At 52.6% G+C, this 6,700-nt stretch carries 4 protein-coding genes; all 4 read left to right on the forward strand.

The genetic code is table 11. The annotated features are described in order from the left end of the window. Positions 1 to 34 precede the first annotated feature (34 nt). Positions 35 to 1,360, forward strand: coding sequence for a TolC family outer membrane protein (locus AB5Z05_RS12970; RefSeq protein WP_005359768.1), 1,326 nt, complete (start codon positions 35 to 37; stop codon positions 1,358 to 1,360). 135 nt (positions 1,361 to 1,495) lie between these two features. Further along, the gene (locus AB5Z05_RS12975; RefSeq protein WP_005350994.1) at positions 1,496 to 2,248 is read left to right on the forward strand and encodes a transglutaminase-like cysteine peptidase; all 753 of its coding nucleotides are present in this window, start codon (positions 1,496 to 1,498) and stop codon (positions 2,246 to 2,248) included. A gap of 3 nt (positions 2,249 to 2,251) precedes the next feature. Beyond that, entirely contained in the window at positions 2,252 to 4,177 is a 1,926-nt protein-coding gene (locus AB5Z05_RS12980) for an EAL domain-containing protein (RefSeq protein ID WP_042056178.1), read from the forward strand. A gap of 263 nt (positions 4,178 to 4,440) precedes the next feature. After that, on the forward strand, positions 4,441 to 6,700 hold a 2,260-nt coding region (locus tag AB5Z05_RS12985; protein ID WP_368151798.1), incomplete at its 3' end, for a retention module-containing protein.

Raw genomic sequence — 6,700 nt, forward strand, 5'->3', positions numbered from 1 at the left:
AACAATCTAAAAACAAAACATGACTGGAGATAACATGAAAAAAACGATTGTTGCCATGCTGGTCAGTGGCTGCATCCTGATCCCGAGTTTGGGTCAGGCCCAGACTCTGGAAGAGTCGGTGGCACAGACACTTGCTACGCATCCCAAGATAAAGGAAGCGTTTGATCTGTATCAGGCACGACTCTATCAGCATGATGGAGCCAAGGGTGGCTATTATCCTACGATCGATCTGCGTGGTGGCGTAGGCTATGAAAAAACTGACAGCCCTTCTACCCGTGCTGCCAGTGCCAACAGCAATATTGATGATTCCATGACTCGCAAAGAGGCAGGATTGAGTCTGCGGCAAATGTTGTTTGATGGCTTTGATGTCAGCAACAACGTCTCCAGAACCGAAGCAGAAGCCAATGCCCAGCGTCTGGCGATGATCTCCGAAGCAGAGAATACTGCGCTTCGAGTAGCTGAGGTCTACCTCAATATGCTGCGCCAGCAGGAGATCCTGGAGCTTTCCAAACAAAACCTGGAAACCCACGAACAGATCCGCAGCGACATCAGCAAGCGGACTGATTCAGGGCTTGGCTCTACTGCGGATCAGACCCAGATTGAAGGTCGTGTTGCCCGGGCCTATTCAAATCAGGCCGCTGCTGAAAACAACTATCGCGACGCAGAGAGTGAATTTATTCGTGTCGTGAACGAGGTACCAAAAGATCTGGTACAGCCGGTTCCCAATACCGAGCTTATACCGACCAGCCTCGATAGTGCGCTGAAAACGGCGACCGAAGTCCACCCGACCCTGCTCTCTTCTCTGCAGGATATCGAAGCAGCCAAGTATCAACATGAAGGCGCCAAATCCGGTTTCTACCCGAATGTAACATTCGAGGTCGATCAGAACTGGAATGAGGATATCGATGCGGTCAAAGGGCGCAACGATGATCTGACCGCAATGGTGCGCATGCGTTACAACCTGTTCCGTGGCGGTTCTGATGTGGCAGAGAGCAATGCAACATCGGCTCTCTACTCTCAGGCGAAAGACATTCATTTGAATGCGTTTCGCCAGGTTGAGGAAGGCACTCGTCTGGCCTGGAACGCGAAAGAGTCGCTGGCCAAGCAGAAGACCTTCCTGAAAGAGCATGTTGACGCCAGCTATGACACCGTACAGGCATACAAGAAGCAGTTTGGTTTGGGTCAACGGACATTGCTGGACGTATTGAACACCGAGAACGAACTGTTCGAGGCGCGTCGCAGCTATATCACCGCTGAGTATGATGCACTGCTGGCTGACTATCGCATTCTCAACGCGACAGGTAGTCTGCTCAATGCATTTAGCGTCAAACAACCCGCTGAATGGCAGGCCAGGCAATAACCGTTTGTTCATGATCCCGCTGGGATCATGAACGCCAACATGGTGACTGCTGCTGGCAGTCACCATGTTTGGCTAACGCAGGTTGTTGTACGAGCTTTGAGGAGTGCAGCAGTAATAATGCAGCAGGAATATGACGTGACACTCCAGCGTGGTACCGGTAGCCGATGGTGTTATCTTCTCAATGAATGGAGATACCGATCGCTACGCGCTCTGCGCCACTCCTTGTGGATCCTGCTGTTACCCTTCTCACTTCTGCTCTGTGCCAGTCAGCCTCTGCCACAGGAAGATCTCAACTTGATCAAACGGGCGGAGCAGACCTATGGCGCCAGAGCCGGTAAGCGTGTAACCAGTTGGCGTATGTTGGTCATGGAGACGAAGGGCAGGGCCCTGAGCGAAGAAAAAAAGCTTGAGCGGGTTAATAATTTTTTCAATCGGATGCGTTTTATTGACGATATCAAGTTGTGGCGCAAAAAGGATTATTGGGCAACCCCGCTGGAATTTTTGGGAGCCGCTGGGGGAGACTGTGAAGATTTCAGTATCGCCAAATACTCTACGCTGCTCGAGCTTGGGATCCCGGATGATAAAATGCGGATGGTGTACGTCAAGGCGCTTGATTACAACCAGTTTCACATGGTGGTGGCATATTATGAGACACCCTCTTCCGTTCCGGTTATTTTGGATAATTTGATAGGCTCGATTCGCCCTGCCACACAGCGGCGTGATCTGGTGCCTATTTACAGTTTTAACGGTAGTCACTTGTGGTTGATGAAGGCACGAGGCCAAGGGGAACTGGCTGGTCAATCATCCCGCTTGGGATTATGGAATGATTTACGCAATCGCATGACCTCGGGGCGATTGGCTCGGCCAGTGGTGAATTTGGATGATTAACCTATGACGCTCTATCGACAGTTATTAGCTACCATGCTGCTGCTGTTTGGATTGTTATTTGCGGCCACATACTGGGTGCAATTCAATTCAACCCGCACTTATCTGGCGCAGCAACAGGAAACAACGGTCATCAATACGGCAACCTCACTGGGGCTTGCGCTCACCCCCTATCTGGAAAACGGTGACAAGGTCGGTGCCGAGTCGGTGATCCAGGCCATTTTTGATGGTGGCTATTATCGACTGGTTCGCCTTGATCTGCTGGCATCAAAGGATGTCATCGAGCAGGAAAATACCAACAATATTCAGGGGGTACCGCGGTGGTTTGTAAATTTGGGACTGTTTCCTGAGGTATCCAACGAGTCAATTCTGACGTCTGGCTGGTTGCAGCTTGGAAAATTAAAAGTAGTGGGTCACCCCGGCCAGGCTTATTACGAGTTGTGGCGGGGGATGAGCGAGCTGGCGAGCTGGTTTCTGGTCGGCTTTTTGATCACCACCATTTTGTTGATGAGAGCACTCAACTACTTGCTCAAGCCACTCAAACAGATCTGTGATCAAGCAGTCGAGATTGAGCTGCACCATTTCGGTCATACGATCCCGGAGCCTAAAACCCATGAATTGAAGCAGGTCGTTCAGGCGATCAACACCCTCTCAAGCAAGTTGGCGTTGCAGTTCAAAGAGCAAGCCGATGAGGCCGAGAAATTGCGTGAGCGGGTTTATGTCGATGCCGTGTCGGGGCTTGGCAACCGAGCCTATTTTGTGGGTCAGGTAAACGCATGGATAGCGGAGGCTGGCCAAGGTGGCGTCATGCTGGTTGCGGTCGACATGCTGGATGATATCTATCGCGATGAAGGCTTTGCTGCCCGTGACAACATGGTCAAATCGATAGCTCAGGCTTTGAAAGAGCAATTAAAAGGGTGGGATGGCGCAGCCTTGGCACGGATCTCCGCGACGGAATATGCGCTGCTCTGTCCAACTGACGATCTGACTCAGCTAAAAGAGCTGGCTGAAGTGATTAATAGCCGCATTGCCGATCTGGTGGTGAATCCAATGGGCGAAGGGGATGCGCTCTCCGTCATTGGTATTGCCGGTCGTGATGGCAATGATGATCTCTCTGCCTTGTTGACCAAAGCCGATAATGCGCTTGGCAAGGCGCGCAATGAACGCCGTGGTGCTGTGGTGATGGAAGGGGGGACCGAGCAAGGTTTGATGGGGCGTTTGGCCTGGCGAGATCTGGTACAAGATGCAATTTCACGACAACTTTGGCGCTTCAAAGCCCAACCAGCTTGCCGGTTTGATAATGGAGCAAGGTTGCATGCCGAGCTGTTTGCTTCTATCTCTCGGGATGGTACTGATTATTTTGCCGGTCAGTTCTTGCCCGCGATTGAACAGTTCAAATTGGGGGGCGAGTTTGACCAAGCGGTGCTTGATGCTTGCGTTCCATTATTGCAAAAACAGTCTGATCTGGTACTGGCGATCAACATCACTGCTGGCTCGCTCTGCTCGGATGAATTTTTAACCTGGCTGACGCGCTATCTGACCGAGCATGCAGAGCTCAAAGAGCGGTTGTTATTTGAAATACCTGAAGCTGCCATCATGAAACATAAAGACAACGTGGCTGCGTTGGTTGGCACCTTGCAAGCTCATGGTTTCCAGTGGGGGGTTGACCACTATGGCCGTCACTTCCAGTCTCTGGGCTATCTGGAGGAGTTGTCGCCTGCTTATGTCAAGGTCGATCACGGTTATACCAGTCAGGTCATGGAGCCGGGGGCTGACACCTCATTCCTAGCTGCAGTGTGTCGCGCCGCACACAATGCCGGTGTGACCACCATTGCGACCCGTGTCGAGGATCAACATCAAGTGGAACTGCTTTCCAAGTTGCATATCGATGGTTACCAGGGATTTGTTCATCCTGCCTTCCCATTGTCTTGAACTAAATGCTGGAAATGGCCCCGATAGGGGCCTTTTTTATACCAGTCACTTCTCTTTTCGCTATTTTTCTATAACCAACTCAAGGTCAGCCTTGAATGGGGCTGTGTCTAGGGTTCTGATTTGTATTAAGAAATTCCAACTCTTCGATTTTTTTCCGTCCATTTGTTGAATTCCTCTCGAACGTACGCTTTTTTGCAAAGGAACAGCGCGCTATCTCCTTCTACGGTGTAGACATCAAGATCTGTCACCTTGGAGCAATGGATATGCGTACCCAAATCATCGACAAGTCCGTGGTTGTCTCAGCTATCGAAGGCAATGTGGAGATTGTGCTGGCTGATGGAAGCAGCCGCCCTCTGCAAAAAGGGGAAATTCTCCAACCCGGAGCCAAATTGACCATAGCTGATGACGCCAAGCTGGCTCTTTCCCCTTATGACGATACTCCAGCATCGGATGTTCCGGCAGGTTCCGAGTCCGCTGAACCTGCTCAACCGCAAGTGGCGGCCAGCCAGGAAGGCGCACCTTCAGATATTGCCGCATTGCAAGAATCGATTCTGCAGGGTGTTGACCCGACTCAAAACTTTGAGGCTTCTGCTGCTGGTGGGGCACCAGCGGCCGGTGGTGGTGGCGGTATTGGTGGGGTTGCGGGGGCCAGTGGTAATGGTGGTTTCGTAACAATTGATCGAACAGGCGATGCCACGATAGCGGCTGCAGGGTTTGATACCACCTACGATACGGCCGCTGTCATCAATGAAAATCAGGCCGAAGATTTGATTCTTGAAAATCAGCTTGATGATTTGGGCGAAACCGCCGTGACCCTGGAAGACACTCAGATCAGTGGGAATTTGCTCGACAATAGTACCAATCCAGATGGGCCTGCTGATGCCTCTATCGTTTCATATGACTGGGGTATCAATATCGGAGTCCCTGCTGGTGTTGCTGCCACCATTACCGGAGTGGGCACGCTGATCATCAATCCGGATGGGAGCTATATCTTTACTCCTGCGCCTAACTATGATGGCGCTGTTCCCCCAGTGAACTATCAGGTAACTGATGGCCAGGATACAGTGACTTCAACACTCGTTATCTCCATTACTCCGGTAGATGAGGCGGTAGGCCTTGATGGGCTGACTCTGGAAGGGGGAGAGGTGTTGGTCAGTGATGCCAACTTGGTCGACGGTTCGGCACCTAACGCTGCCGCGTTAACTCAAAGTGGTGTGTTTACTTTTAATGCCCCTGATGGCGTCCAGAGTTTGACCTTGGCTGGCGTTACATTAATCACCAATGGCCAGTTAGGCGCATCGTTTCCACAATCCATTATCAGCTCGTTAGGAAATGTACTGACTATCTCAGCGGTGACCTACAACCCGGTGACCGGTGAAGGGCAAGTCAGTTACAGCTATACCCTTGGCGATAATGGAGACCATACAAGACCCGTCAATGACACCTCCCTGAGCGAAAGCTTCAGCGTTGTGCTGATCGATAGTGATGGTGATACGGCTAGCGATACCCTTGATGTCGCCATTTTGGATGACATACCAACTCTGGTTGATAGGGAAGAACTATCTGTGCGCAGTTTGGTCCATGAAGATGCGCTGACCAGCGGTAATAGCGAAGGGACGGGTCAGAGTGTGAGCGCCAGCGGTGCGGCCGGTACCCTCAATAGCTTGGTCAACTTTGGTGCCGATGGGGTTGGCAGCTTTGGTCTGGGCAGTGATGTCAGCAGTCTGGTGGGGCTGGGACTGACCAGTGGCGGTGTAGCGCTCAGCTACAGCGTGGTGGGTAATGTGTTGACCGCCAATGCAGGCGGTGTGCCGGTCTTTACCCTGACCGTAGGGGCGGATGGCAGCTACAGCTTTACCCTGATTGGTCCGCTGGACCATCCGACAGCGGATGGTGATGACGGCGAACAACTGACTGGCGTGGGGATCGACTTCTCTGGCGTACTGACTGCCACCGATGGTGACGGAGATCAGCTTACAGATAGCTTCCCGGCGGGGAGCTTTGCCATCAAGGTGGAAGATGATGTGCCACGCGTGGCTATCAGCGTCAACAGCAGTGCGGTGGCGGGGCTTGATGAGAGTGGTGCCAGCGGTACCGCCACCCTTGATACCGGAGCGGTGGTGAAAGGTAACGATCCGGATGTGAGTGGGGCTGGGTATATCAGCAAGGCCAGCAGTAATGGCGCCGTTGTGACATTGACAACCGAAGCCTACGGGGCGGATGGCGCGGCTGTGGCAGGCAGCAAGGTGTACAACCTGGTGGTGAGTAATGCCACTTCGGGCCTGGCGCTGACCGACGGTTCGGCCATAACCCTGGTGCAACTGGACAACGGGGTGGTGGTCGGCCAGGTGGTGGGCGGAGCCTTTGCTGGCCAGGCGGCGTTTGCTATCCAGATAGACAGTGCGACGGGCGTGATGACGGTAGAGCAATACCTGTCGCTGGATCACCCGGCGGAAGCCGTGGCAGGAAATAGCTACAACAGCTACGACGAATCCGTTGCACTGGCAGCCAGTTCGTTGGGGG

Source organism: Aeromonas sp. R2-4, from assembly GCF_040908365.1.
GTDB classification, from domain to species: Bacteria; Pseudomonadota; Gammaproteobacteria; order Enterobacterales; family Aeromonadaceae; genus Aeromonas; species Aeromonas veronii.